The following is a 19,175-nucleotide window of genomic DNA, read 5'->3' as shown; positions in this document are numbered from 1 at the left end:
GCCGGCGGCAACGCTAGGGCATTCGCTTGAACAGATTGGTCTGCAGGATCGGCGTACCGTCGTGGCCGTAGAACGCCTTGGTCTCGGTCATCGTCGAGCGGTCGGCCGCGACGGTATAGATACGGGTGGAGGCCGGCGTGCCGTGGTCCACCAGCTGCATCACCAGGGTGTTCGGCGCTGGCAGTTTCAGGTTGGCCTTGTCTGCGCCATAGGTGCCGGACAAGGGCCCCGGCGTGCCGTCCAGCGCCAGCGTGCCGTCGGACTTCATGGTCTTGCCATCGTGCAGGACGATGTCCACATGTGAACTCCAACGCCCCGCACCGGCGTCCTTGAACTCCAGCACCACCTGCTTCGGGCGCTGCGCCTCGGGCAGCGCCGAGGTGGCGATATCCAGCGACCAGCGCCCCAACAGCGGTGAAGGAGACGCCTCCACTGCCAGCGCCGGAACGGCAGGAAGTGAAAGCGCAGACAACAACACAGCGGACAACAGCTTCATACGTTGCTCCATTCGGCGAAGAAGGCTCTGCGTGAGGCGTTGTGGGGCGCAGCATCCGGATGCTGCACAGCATCGGCGCCCCGCACAAGGCAGGGCGCTGAACGGAGGGCAACGCCGTGCCTTAATAGCCAACCTTCACAGTGAACATCACGTTTCGCGGTGCACCGTACCAGCCCTGGTTGTAGAAGCCGATCTGCGAGTAATAGTGGCGGTCGAACAGATTGTTGATGTTGACCGCCGCCGACACGTTGGAACTGAACTGGTAGCGCGCCATCAGGTTGACCAGTGCGTAGCTGGGCTGCTCCACGGGCACCCGGCCATTTCCGGGCGCGGTGGCGGTCTGGTACATGCGGTTCTGCCAGTCCACGCCACCGCCGATCGTCAGCTGGTCCCAGGCACCTGGCAGGCGCCAGGTGGTGAACAGCTTGAACAGGCTGCGCGGCTTGGCGGTGTTGATCGCCCGTCCCTGTGCATCCTGCGCGATGAAGGTGGTGAAGCTGGTGCCCAGGCTCCAGCCCGGCAGCGGCTCGCCGGCCAGTTCCAGTTCCAGGCCGTCCACGGTTGCGCCCTTCACCGCGCGATAGGCCGCCTGCGTGCTGCCATCGACCAGCCCGCCGGTGGCTTCGGCCAGGTTGTCCTGCTGGGTGCGGAACAGCGCCGCCGAAGCATTCAAACGCTCCTGCAGCCAGCTGCCCTTGAGGCCCAGCTCATAGCTGCGGCCACTGACCGGATCGAGGATCTGCCCGGATTCGTTGCGGTTGTTCTGCGGCTTGAAGATGCCGGTGTAGCTGGCGTACACGCTGCTGTAGCCGTTGAGGTCCCAGACCACGCCTGCATACGGTACGAACTCGTTGCGGTAGCGATACTTCCGCTTGGCACCGAAGTAGACCTGGTCGGTTTCCCAGTTGCTCAGGCGGCCACCGACGATCACGTGCAGCGGATCGGCCAACGACAGCCGCGCGACGGCATAGGCACCGCTCTGCTGGTTGTCCAGGTCATCGGCCTGGGTCTTGCTGCTGGCCCACATCGGCTCAGGCGTGCCCGGCCCATGCCAATCCAGATAGCTGGCCAACGGCGGCAGCGGCGCCAGTGCGCGGTACTGCCCCAGCGCGATTTCATCGCGTGAGCGCGACCAGCCGATGGACGCAGTGTGCTGGCGGCCGAACAGCTGGAACGGACCGGACAGGCTGGCACTGATCGCTTCGCGGCGCACCGGACCGTCGTAGCGGGTGAAGCTGTTGCCATTGGGCATGGCGCCGGTAACCGGATCGGGGTAGCCACCGCGATAGAGATGCTTCATTTCCATGTCGGTATGCGAGCGGCTGTAGGACACGCGCGCCTGCCAGTCGTTGCCGAAACGATGGTTGAAGTCGAAGAAGCCATTGCGGGTGTCGGTGGTCATCCGTGCCCACGGCGCGGTGGCTGATACCGAGCGGTCGAAACGGGTGCGCGTGCCATCGGCGTTGAACAGCGCGAAGCCGCTGCCGAAGCCACGGTTGTCGTTGCCCTGGTAGGAGATGCCGGCGATCAACCCGGTGTCCTCGCCCAGGTCCACGCTGACCACGCCGTAGAGCGTCTTCGCCGTACTGTCCAGGCCAGCGGTGTAGCTGTCGCCCTCTGCCTGCGCGGCCACCAGGCGACCACGCACACGCCCTTCCCGGCTCAGCGGGCTGGACACATCCGCCCACGCGCGCCGTGCGTCCCAGCTGCCGAGGCTGATGCCACCACTGGCAGCGAACTCGCGCAGCGGGCGCTTGCGCACGTAGTTCACTGCCGCCGAGGGATTGCCGGCGCCGGTCATCAGACCGTTGGCGCCGCGCACGATCTCGATGCGGTCATACACCACCATGTCCAGGTTGTTCTCGCCGAAATTCCACGGCGACAGCACCGGCATCACCACGCCATCGAACTGGTAGTTGTCGATGTCGAAGCCGCGTGCGGAGAACGAGTAGCGGTTGGCGTCGCTGCGCGTGACCGAGATGCCAGGTGCGGTCGCCAAGGCATCGGCGGTGCTGAGCAAGCCACGGTCCTCGATCTGCTGGCGGGTGACCACGCTGACTGATTGCGGGGTCTGCCGCGAGGTCAGCGACAGTCCGGTCGCCGTGCCCATCGAGTCGGTGGTGTAGGAACGCGACGTTTCGGTGCTGCCATCGAGGTCGGCCGTGACCTGCACGGTTGGAAGCTGGGAAGGTGTTACGGACGGAGTGCGTTCGGCGGCGTGGGCAGCGTTGAACAGCGCCAGGGTCGTGCCGATGGCGCTAGCCAGGGCACACGGGCGGAAACAGGCAGGCATGGGAGATCCAGCGGGAAGGAAAGGCTGGATGAGAATTATTGTCATTTGAGCGTGACCGTACGTATGCGCGGACGCAGCAGGCGTATGCGCACTGCCGACGGTGGTCCGGACTCAGCGAAGCTCGCTGGGCGCGATGCCGTAGCGCGCGGAATGCGGTCGCGAAATTGGTGGCGTGCCGGTAGCCGACGAAATGTGCGGCCTGCTGCACGCTGCAGCCCTGCCGCAGCTGCTCGCAGGCCAGCTGCAGGCGCCGCTCGCGCAGCCAGGCGAACACCGAACACCGGTGCACCTGCTGGAACTTCAGCCGCAGGCTGCTCGGGCTCATGCAGGCCAGACGCGCCAGATCCTCCAGGCTGTGGTCAGCCGCAGGTGATGCCTGCAGGCAGTCGATCACCCGTTGCAGCATGCGGCGATCACGTGCTGAAACACGCTGGTCCGGCGATGCCTCCTGGGCAGGCGCACCCAACGCCATCGCCAGCATCTGCAGGCCCACACCCTCGCACAGCAGCGCATGCATTGCGCCCTGCCAGGTCCCCGACAGCAACTGTTCGGCGGCATGTTCAAGATGCGCGGGTACCTGCCAGCTGTGCAGCCGCCGGCGACCATGGCGATGAGCCTGCAACAGCAGTTCGCTGATCACCGGATCATCCATCTCGGCCGGTGCATCCAGCGAGACATTCAGACTGCGCATCCGTTGACCGGCCGGATGAATCGCAGTCATCGGCGTGGCATCGGCCAACACCATCGCGCCGGCGCCGCGGTTCATGCCGATCACAGCCTGCCCTTCCAGGCGTGCTCCGGCACGACCTTCCAGCATCACGATCGCAGCGAACGGCGGGGGTGCCTCCGAAGTCGCCTCGAACGGCTGATGCGCGACCACGTCCGACAGCGCCAGGCTGATGCCAGGGCGCAAGCAGCGCTGTTCCACCCTGCCCTCGACCACGCACAGCGCGCCCGAATCCGCGGCGGACGCAAGTGCAGGCAGCCGATAGCGGAAGCCGCTGCTGCGGCCCAGGCGGTCCAGGTCGGCGAGGGTGAGGCTGTGCATGGTGCGCCCGTGAAGAATCACCCGCCATTCTCATATGAGAACCGTTCTCATATCCAGCCCTGGTGGCAAGGCCCAATCCGCCCTTGTCGATACAAATAGTTACGTTATAACATTTCACATCAACTTCACGGATCGTGTCATGCGCCGCCATCTCCTTGCTGCAGCCATTCTGTTCGCCGTCCACACCGCCCAGGCCGCGAACGAACCCACCCTCCCCACCCTCCAGGTCCAGGCCACCCAGCCTTCGCGCATCGACAGCCGGGTCACCGTCGACAATCCGCAGGCGCAGAACCGCACCCTCGGCGGCCTGCTCGAACACGTCTCCGGTGTGCAGAGCAGCGCCTTCGGGCCGAATGCGGGCGCTCCGGTCATCCGCAGCCTCAGCGGCAACCGCGTGCAGATCCTGCAGGACGGCCAGTCGATTCTGGGCATGAACGCGATCAGCGGCGACATCAACATCCCGTTCGATCCGCTGTTCGTACGCAGTGTCACCGTCAACAAGTCTTCCGACACCGTGCGCTACGGCGGCAATGCGATCGGCGGCAGTGTTGAGATCGATTCGGGCCTGATCTCGCGCAGCATGGAAGACAAGGACCAGTCGATGGAACTGGTCCTGCGCAAGGGCTTCAACGCGGCCGACGCGCAGGGCTTCCGCATGAACTTCAACAACCAGCGCAACGTCTCCACCAACCTGCAGGTATCCCGACAGCGGATCTCGCACTACGACATCCCCGGCAACAGCAAGGCCAGCGTCTGCAACACCGGACTGTTCCCGGCCGGCGGGGGCGTCAACTCGGCACTGGCCGACGCCTGCCAGAAAGAGGCGCGCGTCCAGCAGATCTACAACAAAGCCTCGCAGCCATACATCGACCAGTTCATGACCGAGAACCCGGACTGGGCCGACGGCGATTTCTCGTTCTACACCAACGCTCCGACCTCGGTCTGGCAGCGCCGCACCTACATCAATCCGGTCAACCCGGCCTACGTGCCCGGCACGCCGTCGTACGTGCAGAAGCAGATCAACAACGATGTCACACCCGACTACCATCACCGGCTGGGCAACAGCTATGCGCGCAACAGTCAGGTGGCCTTCGGCTCGACCTTGTTCTTCGACCGTGGCTACGTGGGTGTCAGCATCGATGCCAAGGACAGCGAGTACGGCGTACCGGGCTTCTCGATGCAGAACCTGTCGTTCGGTTCCAACTATGCCGATGGCCTGCCGGTGGGCGTGGTGATCAAGCAACAGCGCTACGCGCTGGAAGCCCTGCTGCGTGATCCACTGCCGTGGTTCGAGCGCGCGGAACTCCGTGTTTCCAAGCTGGACAACACCTCAGGCGAGCGGCTGGGCGCCACCAAGGCCAACGACTACGATTTCGAGAGCACCCAGGCCGAGCTGCTGCTCAGCCATCAACGCATCGGCCCTCTCAGCGGCCTGCTCGGTTTCAGCCATCAGTCGCGTGATGTCACCGGCAGCGGCTCGCAGCGCTACCTGCCGGACGTGGACACGCGCAGCAATGCGGTGTTCCTGAAGGAGACGCTGGACTTCGGCTGGGCCACCTTCGATGCCGGCGTGCGCCACGAGCGTGTGGATCACGAATTGCAGCCCAGCCGCTTCAAGACCGCGCGCAATGCCGCCAACACCAAACTGCAGGATCGCGACTACCGGCTCAACAGCTACAGCCTGGGTTCGTATGTCGAGCTCGGCCCCTTGTTCTCAGCCAAGATCCGTTACTCATCCTCACAGCGCGCCCCGGAGATCAACGAGCTGTATGCCAGCAACGCGCACTATTCGGTGATGACACAGGAAGAAGGCAACCAGAACCTGGAACCGGAGCGCGCGAAGAACCTGGAACTGACCGGCCTGTTCCACCTCGGTGGTTTCGAGCTGTCCGCCACCGCGTACCGGATGAAGTACGAGAATTATCTCTACCTCGGCTACTCCGGCCTGCAGACCGCCAACCGCCTGCCACTGAAGTACTGGAAGCAGACCGACACCACGGTGAAGGGCTTCGAGATCGACGTGTCGCAGGCCGTGGACCTGGGCCGCTATGGTTCGTTGAATGTCTCCGCCTTCGCCGACCTGGTGAAGAACAAGGCCGATCACCCCGATTCGCTGCGCGCCCACAATGACGGCGAGTACCTGCCGAACATGCCGACCAACCGCTACGGCGCCAATCTGCAGTGGCAGCGCGAGGGCTGGAAGGCGCAGCTGTCCAGCACCTACTACGACAGGCAGAAGTACCTCGGCCGCAACGTCAGCGAGGAGGTGCCACTGGATGCGTTCAACCTGGTCGACCTGCAGGTCAGCCGCGAACTGCCGGTGCGCAATGCCTACATTGCCAGCATGGAAGTGTTCGTCAATGGCAGCAATCTGCTCAATGAGGAAGCACGACCGCACAACTCGCCGTTGAAGTACATCGCACCGTTGCCCGGGCGTGGCTTCCAGGTGGGTGTGACGGTGAAGCTCTGACAACCGGATGCATCGGTACACGCCTGCAGGCAGACGGCCTGCAGGCGTCGTCCATCGCACCCCCTGCGTGGTTGCACCACGCTCCCCGGTTGATTCACCATCGGCAGAGAAGGAGAGCGTGATGAACTGGAAGCATGCGGTTTCACTGGCACTGTTGTTGTCCGTTTCATCAGGCGCAAGTGCTGCGTCTGCGATCACCTACGACAAGGATGGCCGCTACGGCTATTCGATGAACCAATCTTCCCTCACCACTGCGATGCAGCAGTCGCTGCACTACTGCGCAGCGCGATCGCGCAATTGCGGTCACTCCGCCAGCACCAGCAGCGAAGGCTATTCGGCCATAGCGACCGGCACGATTGCGTTGGGCTTTGCACTGGGTGAGAAGACCGCGGACGCCGCGCAGCGGAAGGCCGAAAGAATGTGCAGGGAACGTGCCAACGACTGCACGCTTGCCTTGCTGTGGCGGGAAACCCCACCTCGCTATCTTGAACCGCCACAGCTGCCCGGTGCGCCCGCTCCGGCACCAGCGGCGACGCCCGCGCCCATGCCAACGCCTGCCATCCGCACCGATCAGCCAGAATAGCCAGCTCCACGCCGGCTGTACTTTCGAGTGTCGGATAAAGAAAAACGCCTGCAGATCGAGGATCTGCAGGCGCTTCTTTGTATCTGGCGGAGTGAGAGGGATTCGAACCCTCGATAGAGCTTTTGACCCTATACTCCCTTAGCAGGGGAGCCCCTTCGGCCACTCGGGCATCACTCCGGGGTTTTCTCCGCGTCTGGTGCGTTGCACCTCAGCGGGGCGTGAATCATAACGTTAATCGAGTGCGAAGGTAAAGCGTTATTCGGCAGAATTTTCGCTACCGGCGCCACCGGCTTCATCACCACGCTGGATGCGCTGGTAGATCTCTTCGCGATGCACAGCGACGTCCTTCGGCGCAGTGATGCCGATACGCACCTGGTTACCCTTGACGCCAAGCACGGTGACGCTCACCGAGTCACCGATCATCAGGGTTTCGCCGACGCGGCGAGTCAGGATCAACATTTTTGTAAGTCTCCATGGAACCGTGTGGAAGGGTATCCCCCACCGGCTTGACGCTCCGTCAAGAAGCGCTACCACGACAAAGGGAAAAGATTCGCAATGGTACCGTCAGCCGTCCCGCTCCTACAAGGAGGGGGACGGCCAGGTTCATCACAGGCGGGGGCTGACCCATTCGACGACTGCAGCCAGCGCAGTGGCAAGGGCGGGCCCGTCCTCGCCACCACCCTGGGCGAGGTCCGGGCGTCCGCCGCCCTTGCCCCCGATCTGACCGGCGATATGGGACAACAGTTCCCCGGCCTTGACCTTGCCCATTGCGCTGCCGTTCACACCTGCGACCAGGGCGGCCTTGCCGTCCTGGGCGCCAGCCAGCACGATCACCGCATCGCCCAGCTGCTGCTTCAGGCGGTCCATGGCGTCACGCAGGGCCTTGGCATCGAAGCCCTCCAGACGGGCGGCCAGCACCTTCACACCGGCAACCTCGACAGCCTGGCCGGACAGGTCGGCGGTAGCACCGGCGGCAACCTTGGCCTTCACGGCTTCCAGTTCGCGCTCCAGCTGCTTCTGGCGCTGGCCGAGGGCACGGATCTTCTCGACCACGTCGGCAGCGCTGCCACCGAGCAGGTCGGCGGCTTCGGCCAGGCGGGCCTCTTCGGCGTCCACGTAGTCCAGGGCGCCCTGACCGGTGACCGCTTCGATACGGCGCACGCCAGCGGAGACACCGCCCTCGGAGGTGATCTTGAACAGGCCGATGTCGCCGGTGCGGTTGACGTGGGTACCGCCGCACAGCTCGGTGGAGTAGTCACCCATCTTCAGCACGCGCACGTGCTCACCGTACTTCTCGCCGAACAGGGCCATCGCGCCGAAGTCCAGCGCTTCCTGCATGGCCATGGTGTGCACTTCGGCTGCATTGTTGGCACGCACCTGCTGATTGACCTTGCGCTCGATCACGGCCAGCTCTTCCGCGCTGATCGGCTGGAAGTGCGAGAAGTCGAAGCGCAGGCGGTCCGGCGCCACCAGCGAGCCCTTCTGCTGCACGTGGGTGCCCAGCACTTCGCGCAGGGCGGCATGCAGCAGGTGGGTGGCGGAGTGGTTGAGGATGGTGGCGCCACGGCGCTCTCCATCGACCTGGCCGGACAGCACGTCACCAACCTTCAGGCCGCCTTCGGACAGGATGCCGACGTGGCCATGGAACTGGCCGGCGAACTTCTGGGTGTCTTCCACCACCAGGCGCACGCCGTTGCCGGTGAGCACGCCGGTGTCGCCGACCTGGCCGCCGGACTCGGCGTAGAACGGGGTCTGGTTGGTGATCACGATGACCGCATCACCGGCATCGGCCGACTGCACCGGACGACCGTCCTTGAGCAGGGCCAGCACGCTCAGGCCGTCGGCCTGCAGGCGGTCATACCCCAGGAACACGGTCGGGCTGAGGGTCGCCACCAGCTCGGCAGGCAGGGTCACGCCACCGCCGAACTTGCCAGCCGCGCGCGCAGTCTCGCGCTGCTGCTCCATCGCGGCGTCGAAGCCGGCAATGTCGACGGTCAGGTCGCGCTCGCGGGCGATATCCTGGGTCAGGTCGAGCGGGAAGCCATAGGTGTCGTAGAGGCGGAACGCGTCAACACCCGGGATCACACCATTGCTGGCCTTGCCGGCCACGTCCTCGAAGATCTTCATGCCGGCATCGAGGGTTTCAGCGAAACGCTCTTCCTCGGCCTGCAGCGCACGGGTGACGGTATCCACCGCCGCCGGCAGTTCCGGATAGGCCTCGCCCATCTGCTCGACCAGGGTCGGCACCAGCTTGCTGAAGAACGGCTGGCGCACGCCCAGCATCCAGCCATGGCGCAGGGCGCGGCGGATGATACGGCGCAGCACGTAGCCGCGGCCTTCGTTGGACGGCAGCACGCCGTCGACGATCAGGAACGAGCAGGCACGGATGTGGTCGGCGATCACGCGCAGTGACTTGTTTTCCAGATCGGCGGTGCCGGTCAGCTCGGACGCCTTGCGGATCAGGGCCTGGAACAGGTCGATCTCATAGTTGGTGTGCACGTGCTGCAGGATCGCCGCCAGGCGCTCCAGACCCATGCCGGTATCCACGCACGGCGCCGGCAGCGGCACAAGGGTGCCATCCGGCTGGCGGTCGAACTGCATGAACACCAGGTTCCAGATTTCGATGAAGCGGTCGCCGTCCTCATCCGGGGAGCCCGGGGGGCCGCCGGCGATATGGTCACCGTGGTCGTAGAAAATCTCGGTGCAAGGGCCGCACGGACCGGTGTCGGCCATCTGCCAGAAGTTGTCCGAGGCGAACGGTGCGCCCTTGTTGTCGCCGATGCGCACGATGCGCTCTTCCGGCACGCCGACCATGTCGCGCCACAGCGCGTAGGCCTCGTCGTCGGTCTGGTAGACGGTGACCAGCAGGCGCTCGGCCGGCAGCTTCCAGACCTGGGTCAGCAGCTCCCAAGCCCAGGCGATCGCGTCCTTCTTGAAGTAGTCGCCGAACGACCAGTTGCCCAGCATTTCGAAGAAGGTGTGGTGGCGTGCGGTGTAGCCGACCTGATCAAGGTCGTTGTGCTTGCCGCCGGCGCGCAGGCAGCGCTGCACGTCGGCCGCGCGCACGTAGCTGCGCTTCTCCGCGCCAAGGAACACGTCCTTGAACTGCACCATGCCGGAGTTGGTGAACAGCAGGGTCGGATCATTGCCCGGCACCAGCGGCGCCGACGGCACGATGGTGTGGCCTTTGCCCTTGAAGAATTCAAGGAAGTCGCTGCGGATCTGGGAAGTCGTGAATTTGGCGGATGCGTTCATTGGGGGCTGGCAGTCTGCGGGCCGGCGGACCCGGACCACCGGCCGCGTTGGCCAGGGTCGCGAGGGACCGCCGAAAACCTAAAGGGTATCAGGCCCGGCGCCGCCAGTCTCAGTCATCCGGGTCGTAGCGGGTTGCGCGGCGGATGCTGTCGCCGTCGAAGCCCCGTCGGGCCAGCAGATCGGCGGCCTTGCGCCGCTGCGTCAGGTCCTGCGGGCCGGCCTCGCCAAAGCGTCGGCGGACCAGATCACGGGCGTTTTCCTGCCAGTCGCCTTCGTAGCTGTCCATCGCTGCGGCAATCGCGGCACTGTCCAGGCCGTGGGTCCCCAGCTCGGCGCGGACATGGATCGGCCCATAACCGGTGTTGGCGCGCATCCTCACCAGGTTCTCGGCAAAACGGGTGTCGTCCTGCCAGCCGGCCTCGGTCAACTTGGCGACAGCGGCCTGCGCGGCTTCGTCTTCGATGCCACGGGCGGTCAGCTTGCGGGTGAGTTCCTTGCGCGAGTGCTCGCGGCGGACCAGCAGGCCCAGCGCCCGTTGCACGGGGGTCTGCTCACGCGGCCGGCGCTTGCGGCCGGTCGGAATGTCTTCGGCGTCGGACATGGGTACTCCAAGGGTGGCGCCATCCGTGGCGCCCAGCCCATCCCTGGGCGATTCGAACCTGCGGGACAGGGCGACGTCACTGACGGCGCCACCCTGCCCCACAGCAAGCCTTATTCGTCTTCGCCTTCGTCGTCGCCTTCCTCGCGGGCCGCTTCGGCCGGCTGGAATTTCTCGCGCAGCTCGGCCTCGAGCTTGGCGGCGACAGTCGGGTTGTCGCGCAGGTAGCCGCGGGCGTTGTCCTTGCCCTGGCCAATGCGTTCTTCACCGTAGCTGTACCAGGCGCCAGCCTTCTCGACCAGCTTGGCATCCACACCCATGTCGATCAGCTCGCCTTCACGGCTGATGCCTTCGCCATACAGGATCTCGGTGATGACCTGCTTGAACGGAGGTGCCAGCTTGTTCTTGACGACCTTGATCTTGGTCTGGTTACCGATGATCTCGTCACCCTTCTTGATCGCGCCGATACGGCGGATGTCCAGGCGGACCGAGGCGTAGAACTTCAGCGCGTTGCCACCCGTGGTGGTTTCCGGGCTCTGGCCCGGCATCATCACGCCGATCTTCATGCGCAGCTGGTTGATGAAGATCACCAGGGTGTTGGAGCGCTTGATGTTGCCGGTCAGCTTGCGCAGCGCCTGGCTCATCAGGCGCGCCTGCAGGCCTGGCAGCTGGTCGCCCATCTCGCCTTCGATTTCGGCCTTCGGGGTCAGCGCGGCAACCGAGTCGATCACCAGGATGTCGACCGAACCCGAACGGACCAGCATGTCGGCGATTTCCAGCGCCTGCTCACCGGTATCCGGCTGCGACAGCAGCAGGTCGTCCACGTTCACGCCCAGCTTGGCGGCGTAGATCGGGTCCAGCGCGTGCTCGGCGTCGATGAAGGCCGCGGTACCGCCCATCTTCTGGCATTCGGCGATGGCCTGCAGGGTCAAGGTGGTCTTGCCCGAGGATTCCGGCCCGTAGATCTCAACGACACGGCCCTTCGGCAGACCACCAATGCCCAGCGCGATGTCGAGCATCAGCGAACCGGTCGGGATGGCTTCGACGGGTTCGACCACGCGGTCGCCCATGCGCATCACCGAGCCCTTGCCGAACTGCTTTTCGATCTGGCCCAGAGCTGCAGCGAGGGCGCGCTTCTTGTTCTCGTCCATCGGATTGGTCCTTGCAGAGGTCGTGTCGTTGGAGGTGCTGTCTTTGGGGGTCTTCTTTGCCATGGGTTCACTTTAAGTCGGACGTATCGCACAGGCTGAGATTCTGCCCGGCGCTCTGAAAAGAATTATCGGACATCCGTACCAACCTCAGTGGAACCAGAGAATCGCCACAAAAGACCGCGGGGTAATGCGCTATGGAACGGGTCAACGGTTGGGCCGCAGCAGGCCGCAATAGAGGCCCTCGATAGCGAAGTCCTGATCCGGCAGTACCTCGATCGGCTTGTAATCGGGATTGCGCGGCAGCAGGCGGATGCGATCCTTGGCGATCTTCAGCAGCTTGACCGTGATCTCGTCATCGATGCGGGCCACCACGATCTGCCCGGAATGGGCGTCGCGGGTGCGATGCACGCCGATCAGGTCACCGTCGAAGATGCCCTCGTCGATCATCGAATCGCCCTGCACCTTCAGCAGGTAGTCCGGCGCGGGCGAGAAGAACACCCGGTCCAGCACCACGAAATCGTCCGAGCCGATATCGGCGCCGATTGGCAGGCCCGCCGCAACCCGGCCGAGCACCGGCAGGCGCAGCACACTGTCGGGGAGGCCCGGCTCGGCCAGCTTCTCGACCGGCGGTGCCTGTACCAGGCGGATGCCGCGGGCCTGACCGGGGATGCGACGGATCGCACCGGCCTGCTCCAGGGCTTCCAGGTGGTACTGGGCCGCGCGCACGCCCTTGAAGCCGAACGCACGTGCGATTTCAGTCTGCGACGGCGGCGCGCCTTCGCTCTCGATACGCTCGGCGATCAACTGCAGGATCGCCTGCTGGGTGTCGGTCAGGTCCATGATTAGTAGTATTACTACTAATAAACGGGACTGCAAGTGCCGGGGGCGACACGGCGACAGCTGTGGTGCCGAGCCCTGCTGGGCGATCGTCGCTGGGCTTGGCCTGGCTGGCAGAGACAAAGGCGGAGCAAAAGCAGCCGACCAGCGGTCGGCTCTACAGGAATCGCGCGGCGATTCCGCGGTTCCCGTTGGGAACCGCTGCGGCAAGCACACTATGTGTGCTTGCCGCTTCTCCAGATCGAAAACAGGATCCAGACGCCGCAGAAGCCGGCGCCGATGAAGCCGCACACGCCCAGCGCCAGCAGCCAGCGGCTGGAGACGCCACCTACACTGTGCATCACGATTGATGAGCCGATGATCAGGGCGGCAGTGACGATGCCCATCACCAGCCGGTTCGCCGCGCGGTTGACCTGCTCGCCGAAGCCCTGCAGCGCCGTGGTTTCCACCTTCAGCTGCAGGCGTCCCCGGCGCGCAGCCTGGACCAGCTTGCGCAGATCGCGGGGCAGTTCACCGGCGAAGTCGACCAGGCCCAGCAGGCTGCGCCGGCCGCGCTTGAGCAGCGCCCTGGGCGCATAGCGCTGCAGCACCACCCGTTCCAGGAACGGGCGCGCGGCACTGGCCATGTCGAAATCAGGGTCCAGCTGCCGCCCCATCCCTTCCAGGGTCAGGAACGCCTTGATCATCAGCGCCAGGTCGGCCGGCAGGGTCAGGCTGTAGCTGCGCAGCAGCTGGGTGATGTCGCCCAGCATCAGACCGATGCGCAGGTCCTTCAGCGGCACGCCACGGTACTGGTCGACGAACTGGCTGATGTCGTGCTGCAGCCGGTTCTCGTCCACTTCCACGCCGCCGGCCCAGTCCAGCAGCACGTCGGCCACACCCTGCGGGTCCTGCTCTACCAGCCCGTGCAGCAACTGCGCGACCTGGAAGCGGCGCACCTCCGACAACGCACCGACCATGCCGAAATCGATCACGCCGATACGGCCGTCGCGCAGGTAGATGATGTTGCCCGGGTGCGGATCAGCGTGGAAGCTGCCGTCCTCCAGCACCATCTTCAGCACGATGTCCGCACCGCGTCGCGCCAGTTCGCGCCGGTCCAGTCCTGCGGCATCAACGCCAGCCAGATCACGCCCTGGAATGCCGTCGACGAAGTCCTGCACGTTCAGGCTTTCGCAGGTCCACTGCCAGTGCACGCTGGGAATCAGGATATCGTCTCGGCCTTTGAAGTTGCGCGCGATGCGCTCGGCATTGCGGCATTCGGCGGCAAAATCCAGCTCGCGACGCAGCGACACGGTGAACTGCTGCACCACCTCGGCCGGGCGATAGCGGCGCAGGTCCGGCAGGCGCGCCTCGACGATCTCCGCCAGGCGGGCCAGCAGCCGCAGGTCGGCCTCGACCACATCGCGGATGCCGGGGCGACGCACCTTCAGCACCACCTCGCGACCGTCATGCAGGCGCGCGGTGGGCCTGCGCCAGCGAAGCGGCGGCCATCGGGGTTTCATCGAGGAAGGCGAACACTTCTGAAGGAGATGCACCCAGGTCGGCCTCGAGCTGCTCGCGGATATCCGCGTACGGCAGCGCCGGCACCGCGTTCTGCAGTTCGGAGAGCTCGGCGATCCATTCCGGCGGCAGCAGGTCGACGCGCGTCGCCAGTACCTGGCCGAGCTTGACGAAGGTCGGGCCGAGATCCTGCATCGCGCTGCGCACGCGCACCGGCGCGGTCATCCGCAACAGTTCCTGCCGCTCCTCGTTCCAGTGCAGCAGGCGCCCTGCCCGCTCCAGCGTGCTGGCCAGGCCGATGCGCCGCACCACATCGCCGAAGCCATAGCGGATCAGGACGACGGCGATTTCCTGCAGTCGGCCCAGGTCACGGACCGTGCCCAGCGTTTCCCACATCATGCGTGCTCCGGACGATTACCGGAGCAGCATGTCACAGCTGGGCGTCGATACCGCGCAATGCCGCCGCCACGGTTTGCCGGCGGATGGCTTCGCGGTCGCCGTCGAACTGGAACAGCTCGGCACGGGCGTAGCCGCCACGGCGCTTCCAGCCGATCCAGACACTGCCGACGGGCTTGTCCGGACTGCCACCGCCGGGGCCGGCAATGCCGGTCACCGCCACCGCGATGCCGGCGCCGGAATTGACCAGCGCACCGGACACCATTTCCAGCACGGTTTCGCGGCTGACCGCACCGAACTGCTCCAGGGTCTGCGCGCGCACGCCCAGCAGGCGCTGCTTGGCCTCGTAGCTGTAGACCACCATGCCGCAGTCGAAGAACGCCGAGGAACCGGCGATATCGGTCATGCACTTGGCGATCCAGCCACCACTGCAGCTTTCAGCGGTCACCAGCTGCAGCGAGGCCTGCTGCAGGCGCTGCCCGAGCGCGGCGGACTGGGCGTTGAGTTCAGCGTCGGTGGGAATGGACATCGGCATGACGGTGGGGTGAAGAACCTGCACGTTGTACCGCAGATGACAGCTGGATGTCGCGGGCCTCCGGCACGGTTGCGCTGCCGGCCAGCGGCCGGCACTACCGGGCATGGGCCGCTACCTCACCACTCCGGCAGTTTCTCCGGCAACAGCGCCCGGATCGGCGCGCCATCGGCACTGGCAGCCAGTTTTTCGGCTTCGGCAATCGGCAGGTCGACCTGCAGCAGCCAGCCGTCTTCGTCGGCCTGCTCGCTACGGATCACCTCCAGCTGGTGCAGGCGCGCACGCAGGCGGCCGGCATCCGGCGGCAGGCGCAGTTCGCCGGTGACATGCTGCAGGCCCAGGCGCTTGCCCAGCACTGCCTGCAGCAGCTCAAGGCCCTGCCCGTCACGCGCGGAAATCCACACCCGCTCCCGGCGCGACTCATCCGGGATACCGTCCTGGCCATCGTGGCGGACGTCGGCACCTTCGATGCGGTCGATCTTGTTGAACACCAGCAGCTGCGGCAGGTCACCGGCACCGACCGCGGTCAGCACCTCGTCCACCTGGGCGATGCGCTCCTCGCGGTGCGGATCGGCAGCGTCGACCACATGCAGCAGGAAATCGGCCTCGCGCGCCTCGGACAGGGTCGAGCGGAACGCAGCGACCAGGTCATGCGGCAGATCGCGGACGAAGCCGACGGTGTCGGCCAGCACCACGTTGCCACCGGGCACCGCAATGCGGCGCACGGTCGGATCCAGCGTTGCGAACAGCTGGTCGGCGGCGTAGGCCTCAGCGCCGGTCATGGCGTTGAATAGGGTCGATTTGCCAGCGTTGGTGTAGCCCACCAGGGCGACACGCGGCAGCTCGCTGCGCACGCGCGCACGGCGCATCTGGGTGCGCTGCACCTCGACCTTTTCCAGGCGCTTCTGCAGCTGCTCGACCCGCTTCTGCAGCAGGCGGCGGTCGGTTTCCAGCTGGGTTTCACCCGGGCCGCGCAGGCCGATCGAACCGCCGCGCTGGCGCTCCAGGTGGGTCCAGCCGCGCACCAGCCGCGTGGCCAGGTGACGCAGCTGCGCCAGCTCGACCTGCAGCTTGCCTTCGTGGCTGTGCGCACGCTGGGCGAAGATGTCCAGGATCAGGCCGGTTCGGTCGATCACCCGGCGCTCGAGGAAGCGTTCCAGGTTGCGCTCCTGGCCCGGGCTCAATGCATGGTTGACCAGGATCAGGTCGGCACCGCTGGCGTCGGCCGCGGCCTTGATCTCGTCCAGCTTGCCGCTGCCGATCAGGGTCGACGGATTCGGACGATCCAGGCGTGCCGTGATCGTCGCGGCGATGCTGGCCCCAGCCGAGCGGGCCAGATCACCGAACTCTTCAAGCACATCGTCTTCCAGCTTGCCGAAATGGGGCTGGATCAACAGGGCGTGTTCACCCTTTTTCGAGCGGTCAAACATTCACCGCTCCGGAATTACTCGTCTGCTTCATCACCTGCCTGACCACCTTCACCCGACTGCACGTAACCACCACCCGGACCGACCTTCACGTTGCGTGCCGGAACGACCGTGGAAATGGCGTGCTTGTAGACCATCTGACTGACCGTGTTGCGCAGCAGGACCACGAACTGGTCAAACGACTCGATCGTGCCCTGCAGCTTGATGCCGTTCACCAGGTACACCGAAACCGGCACGCGTTCGCGCCGCAGTGCATTCAAGAAAGGATCCTGCAGCGATTGCCCCTTGGACATTGCACACTCCTGATTATTGTTCTTATTGGGTTGCCGACGGTTGCCACGGCCCCCGAGCCGCCCGCCGACCGATGATGTTACACGGCTGGCGGGGGTTCAGCGTGCGACGAAGGTCGACACCGCGCCGGCCAGGCGCTCGTGGTCGATATGGGGGTCGAACCAGCGCGCATCAAGCTCGCCGCGCAGCCAGGTCAGCTGGCGCTTGGCCAGCTGGCGGGTGGCGAAGATCGCCTTGTCACGGAAGCGGGCGGCATCGCCCTCCCCGTCCAGGTATTCCCAGGCCTGCCGATAGCCGACCGCGCGCACTGCCGGCAGGTCCAGCGGCGCCTCCACGGCAGCCATTTCCGGCATCGCGCGCAACGCCCGCACCTCGTCGAGGAAGCCCTGCGCCAGCATGGCGTCGAAGCGCGCCTCGATGCGCTGGTGCAGCACCGCGCGGTCACGCGGCGCCAGGATCAGCTTGAGGGTGCGCACCGGCAATGGCGCTACGCCCGGCCGACTCTGCCATTCAGTGATGGGCGTGCCGGTCAGGCGATAGACCTCCAACGCCCGCTGGATGCGTTGCGGGTCGGTGGCATGAATGCGTGCGGCGGCCGCTGGATCGACCTTGGCCAGTTCTGCGTGCAGTGCCGTCCAGCCACGCTCGGCCGCCTCGGCGCTGAGCGCTTCGCGCATCGCCGGATCGGCCTCGGGCATCGGCGACAGACCCTGCAACAGGGCGCGGAAGTACAGGCCAGTGCCACCGGCCAGGATCGGCATCTTGCCGCGTGCCACGATGTCGGTCACGACCCGACCGGCATCGGCGGCGAATTCGGCTGCCGAGTAGGTCTGCCAGGGATCGCGCAGGTCCAGCAGATGGTGCGGCGCCTGCGCACGCTCTGCCGCATCGGGCTTGGCCGAACCGATATCCAGGTGGCGGTACACCAGCGCCGAATCGACGCTGACGATCTCGCCATCCAGCTGCTTCGCCAGGGCGATCGCGGTGGCGGTCTTGCCACTGGCGGTCGGCCCCATCACGGCGATCGCCAGTGGCCGCCGGTCGATGCCCATCAGTCTTCGTCCGGCCAGCGGATCGTCGGCGTGGCGTCGGCGCGCGGCGTTGGCACGGCCTCGACTGCCTGCCAGATCTTCAGTGCATCAACGGTGGCGGCCACGTCATGCACGCGCACGATGTGTGCGCCGCGCTGCACCGCGATCAGGTGCGCGGCCACCGAGGCGGCCACGCGCTCGGACGGCGTGTCGCGACCGGTCAGTTCGCCCAGGCTGCGCTTGCGCGACAGGCCAGCCAGCATCGGCACGCCCAGCTCCAGGAACCGCTCGGAGCGTGCCAGCAGGGTCATGTTGTGGGCAGTGGTTTTGCCGAAACCGAAACCGAGATCGATCAGCAGGTTCTTCTTCGCGATGCCGGCCATTTCTGCAGCGAACAGGCGCTGCACCAGGAAACCGTGCACCTCGGCGACCACGTCATCGTAGTGTGGGTCAGCCTGCATGTGGCCCGGCTCGCCCTGCATGTGCATCAGCACCACCGGCACGCCGGTTGCAGCGGCGGCGTCCAGCGCCCCTTCCTGGCGCAGGCCGTAGATGTCATTGATCATGCCCGCGCCGACGGCCACGGCCGCACGCATCACCTCCGGCTTGAAGGTGTCGATGCTGATCGGAACCTGGGTTCGGGCGGCCAGCTGCTCGATCACCGGAATCACGCGGCGCAGCTCGTCCTCGATCGATACCGGCGCGGCGCCCGGGCGGGTCGATTCGCCGCCAATATCGAGCAGGTCCGCACCCTCCTCGACCAGCTTCAGGCCATGTGCGACCGCGGCCTCGGTAGTGTCGTGCGCGCCGCCATCGGAGAACGAATCCGGGGTGACGTTGACGATGCCCATGACCCGGACACGGTCGAGGCGCAGGATGCGGCCGGCGCAATCGAGCTGGGGCGAGGTATCGAACATGGGCAATCCTGCAGGGACAACGGCGGGTAGTTTAGTTCGGCAGGGCGGCGCCCTGCACCCGCAGAGGCAACAGCAAGAGCCGGAGCAACAGCAGGTTTGCTGAGGAATGGCGGGGTGGGTCCGGTTGCGGGGGACGCTGCAAGTACGTCCATGTAAGCTCGGTCGCCGCATCCATGCGGCTCACGCCCCCGCAACCGGACCCACCCCGCCTTCGACAGATTTCTGCGATCTGCAGTAGATCCACGCCATGCGTGGATGACTCATTCGATATCTGACAGAGGTGTCGACCAAGGTCGACACCTACCAACAGCCGCGGAGATCTGTCAGAGGTGGGGCGGTGTCGGAGTGCG

15 protein-coding genes, 1 tRNA gene and 1 pseudogene are annotated in these 19,175 nt (G+C 65.6%); 2 read left to right on the top strand and 15 right to left on the bottom strand.

Features of this window, described 5'->3' with window-relative positions; all coding sequences use genetic code 11:
* Nucleotides 1-13: 13 nt before the first annotated feature.
* The 3 genes from ACZK2V_RS08150 to ACZK2V_RS08140 form a co-directional block, all read right to left on the bottom strand.
* Entirely contained in the window at nucleotides 14-496 is a 483-nt protein-coding gene (locus ACZK2V_RS08150; protein WP_486323101.1) for a LuxR family transcriptional regulator, read from the bottom strand.
* 121 nt (nucleotides 497-617) lie between these two features.
* Nucleotides 618-2,789: a TonB-dependent alcaligin siderophore receptor FauA gene (gene fauA, locus ACZK2V_RS08145; protein ID WP_486323100.1), complete on the bottom strand. Its 2,172-nt coding sequence runs from the start codon at nucleotides 2,787-2,789 to the stop codon at nucleotides 618-620.
* Complete coding sequence (locus ACZK2V_RS08140; RefSeq protein WP_486323099.1) at nucleotides 2,755-3,837, bottom strand: helix-turn-helix transcriptional regulator; 1,083 nt, start codon at nucleotides 3,835-3,837, stop codon at nucleotides 2,755-2,757. Before ACZK2V_RS08140 ends, fauA begins: the two co-directional genes overlap by 35 nt.
* 139 nt (nucleotides 3,838-3,976) lie before the next feature.
* Between ACZK2V_RS08140 and ACZK2V_RS08135 the strand changes: the two genes are divergently transcribed.
* A complete protein-coding gene (locus ACZK2V_RS08135) occupies nucleotides 3,977-6,307 on the top strand; it encodes a TonB-dependent receptor (protein WP_486323098.1) in 2,331 nt (776 codons plus the stop codon).
* A 121-nt stretch (nucleotides 6,308-6,428) separates the two neighbouring features.
* Nucleotides 6,429-6,890: a DUF4189 domain-containing protein gene (locus ACZK2V_RS08130; RefSeq protein ID WP_049422690.1), complete on the top strand. Its 462-nt coding sequence runs from the start codon at nucleotides 6,429-6,431 to the stop codon at nucleotides 6,888-6,890.
* Between the two features lie 84 nt (nucleotides 6,891-6,974).
* On the opposite strand, the gene ACZK2V_RS08125 is transcribed toward ACZK2V_RS08130, so the two are convergent.
* The 12 genes and pseudogenes from ACZK2V_RS08125 to folP form a co-directional block, all read right to left on the bottom strand.
* Nucleotides 6,975-7,067 (bottom strand) — tRNA-Ser (locus ACZK2V_RS08125).
* 78 nt (nucleotides 7,068-7,145) lie between these two features.
* The gene (csrA, locus tag ACZK2V_RS08120) at nucleotides 7,146-7,349 is read right to left on the bottom strand and encodes a carbon storage regulator CsrA (protein WP_006432031.1); all 204 of its coding nucleotides are present in this window, start codon (nucleotides 7,347-7,349) and stop codon (nucleotides 7,146-7,148) included.
* Between the two features lie 147 nt (nucleotides 7,350-7,496).
* On the bottom strand, nucleotides 7,497-10,145 hold the full coding sequence (gene alaS / locus ACZK2V_RS08115; RefSeq protein ID WP_201118714.1) for an alanine--tRNA ligase: 2,649 nt from the start codon (nucleotides 10,143-10,145) through the stop codon (nucleotides 7,497-7,499).
* A 109-nt stretch (nucleotides 10,146-10,254) separates the two neighbouring features.
* Nucleotides 10,255-10,746, bottom strand: a complete 492-nt coding sequence (gene recX / locus ACZK2V_RS08110; RefSeq protein ID WP_005409024.1) for a recombination regulator RecX — start codon at nucleotides 10,744-10,746, stop codon at nucleotides 10,255-10,257.
* 110 nt (nucleotides 10,747-10,856) lie between these two features.
* Nucleotides 10,857-11,894 carry a recombinase RecA gene (gene recA / locus ACZK2V_RS08105; protein ID WP_005412937.1) on the bottom strand — a complete coding sequence of 346 codons (1,038 nt, stop codon included), beginning with the start codon at nucleotides 11,892-11,894 and terminating at the stop codon, nucleotides 10,857-10,859.
* A gap of 204 nt (nucleotides 11,895-12,098) precedes the next feature.
* A complete protein-coding gene (gene lexA, locus ACZK2V_RS08100; RefSeq protein WP_005412936.1) occupies nucleotides 12,099-12,734 on the bottom strand; it encodes a transcriptional repressor LexA in 636 nt (211 codons plus the stop codon).
* A gap of 212 nt (nucleotides 12,735-12,946) precedes the next feature.
* Nucleotides 12,947-14,627, bottom strand: a pseudogene (gene ubiB, locus ACZK2V_RS08095) (2-polyprenylphenol 6-hydroxylase).
* Between the two features lie 34 nt (nucleotides 14,628-14,661).
* On the bottom strand, nucleotides 14,662-15,156 hold the full coding sequence (locus ACZK2V_RS08090) for a CinA family protein (RefSeq protein ID WP_010484249.1): 495 nt from the start codon (nucleotides 15,154-15,156) through the stop codon (nucleotides 14,662-14,664).
* Nucleotides 15,157-15,278: 122 nt separating this feature from the next.
* Nucleotides 15,279-16,589, bottom strand: a complete 1,311-nt coding sequence (gene hflX / locus ACZK2V_RS08085; protein WP_032128411.1) for a ribosome rescue GTPase HflX — start codon at nucleotides 16,587-16,589, stop codon at nucleotides 15,279-15,281.
* 14 nt (nucleotides 16,590-16,603) lie between these two features.
* On the bottom strand, nucleotides 16,604-16,879 hold the full coding sequence (gene hfq, locus ACZK2V_RS08080; RefSeq protein ID WP_004152891.1) for an RNA chaperone Hfq: 276 nt from the start codon (nucleotides 16,877-16,879) through the stop codon (nucleotides 16,604-16,606).
* A 96-nt stretch (nucleotides 16,880-16,975) separates the two neighbouring features.
* Nucleotides 16,976-17,929 carry a tRNA (adenosine(37)-N6)-dimethylallyltransferase MiaA gene (gene miaA / locus ACZK2V_RS08075; RefSeq protein WP_049422692.1) on the bottom strand — a complete coding sequence of 318 codons (954 nt, stop codon included), beginning with the start codon at nucleotides 17,927-17,929 and terminating at the stop codon, nucleotides 16,976-16,978.
* Nucleotides 17,929-18,825: a dihydropteroate synthase gene (folP, locus tag ACZK2V_RS08070; RefSeq protein ID WP_486323097.1), complete on the bottom strand. Its 897-nt coding sequence runs from the start codon at nucleotides 18,823-18,825 to the stop codon at nucleotides 17,929-17,931. Before folP ends, miaA begins: the two co-directional genes overlap by 1 nt.
* Nucleotides 18,826-19,175 lie beyond the last annotated feature (350 nt).

This window comes from Stenotrophomonas sp. 93052_Sma (genome assembly GCF_056481145.1).
Note: the sequence above shows the minus strand (reverse complement) of the source record. Positions and strands in the feature narration are given on the sequence as shown.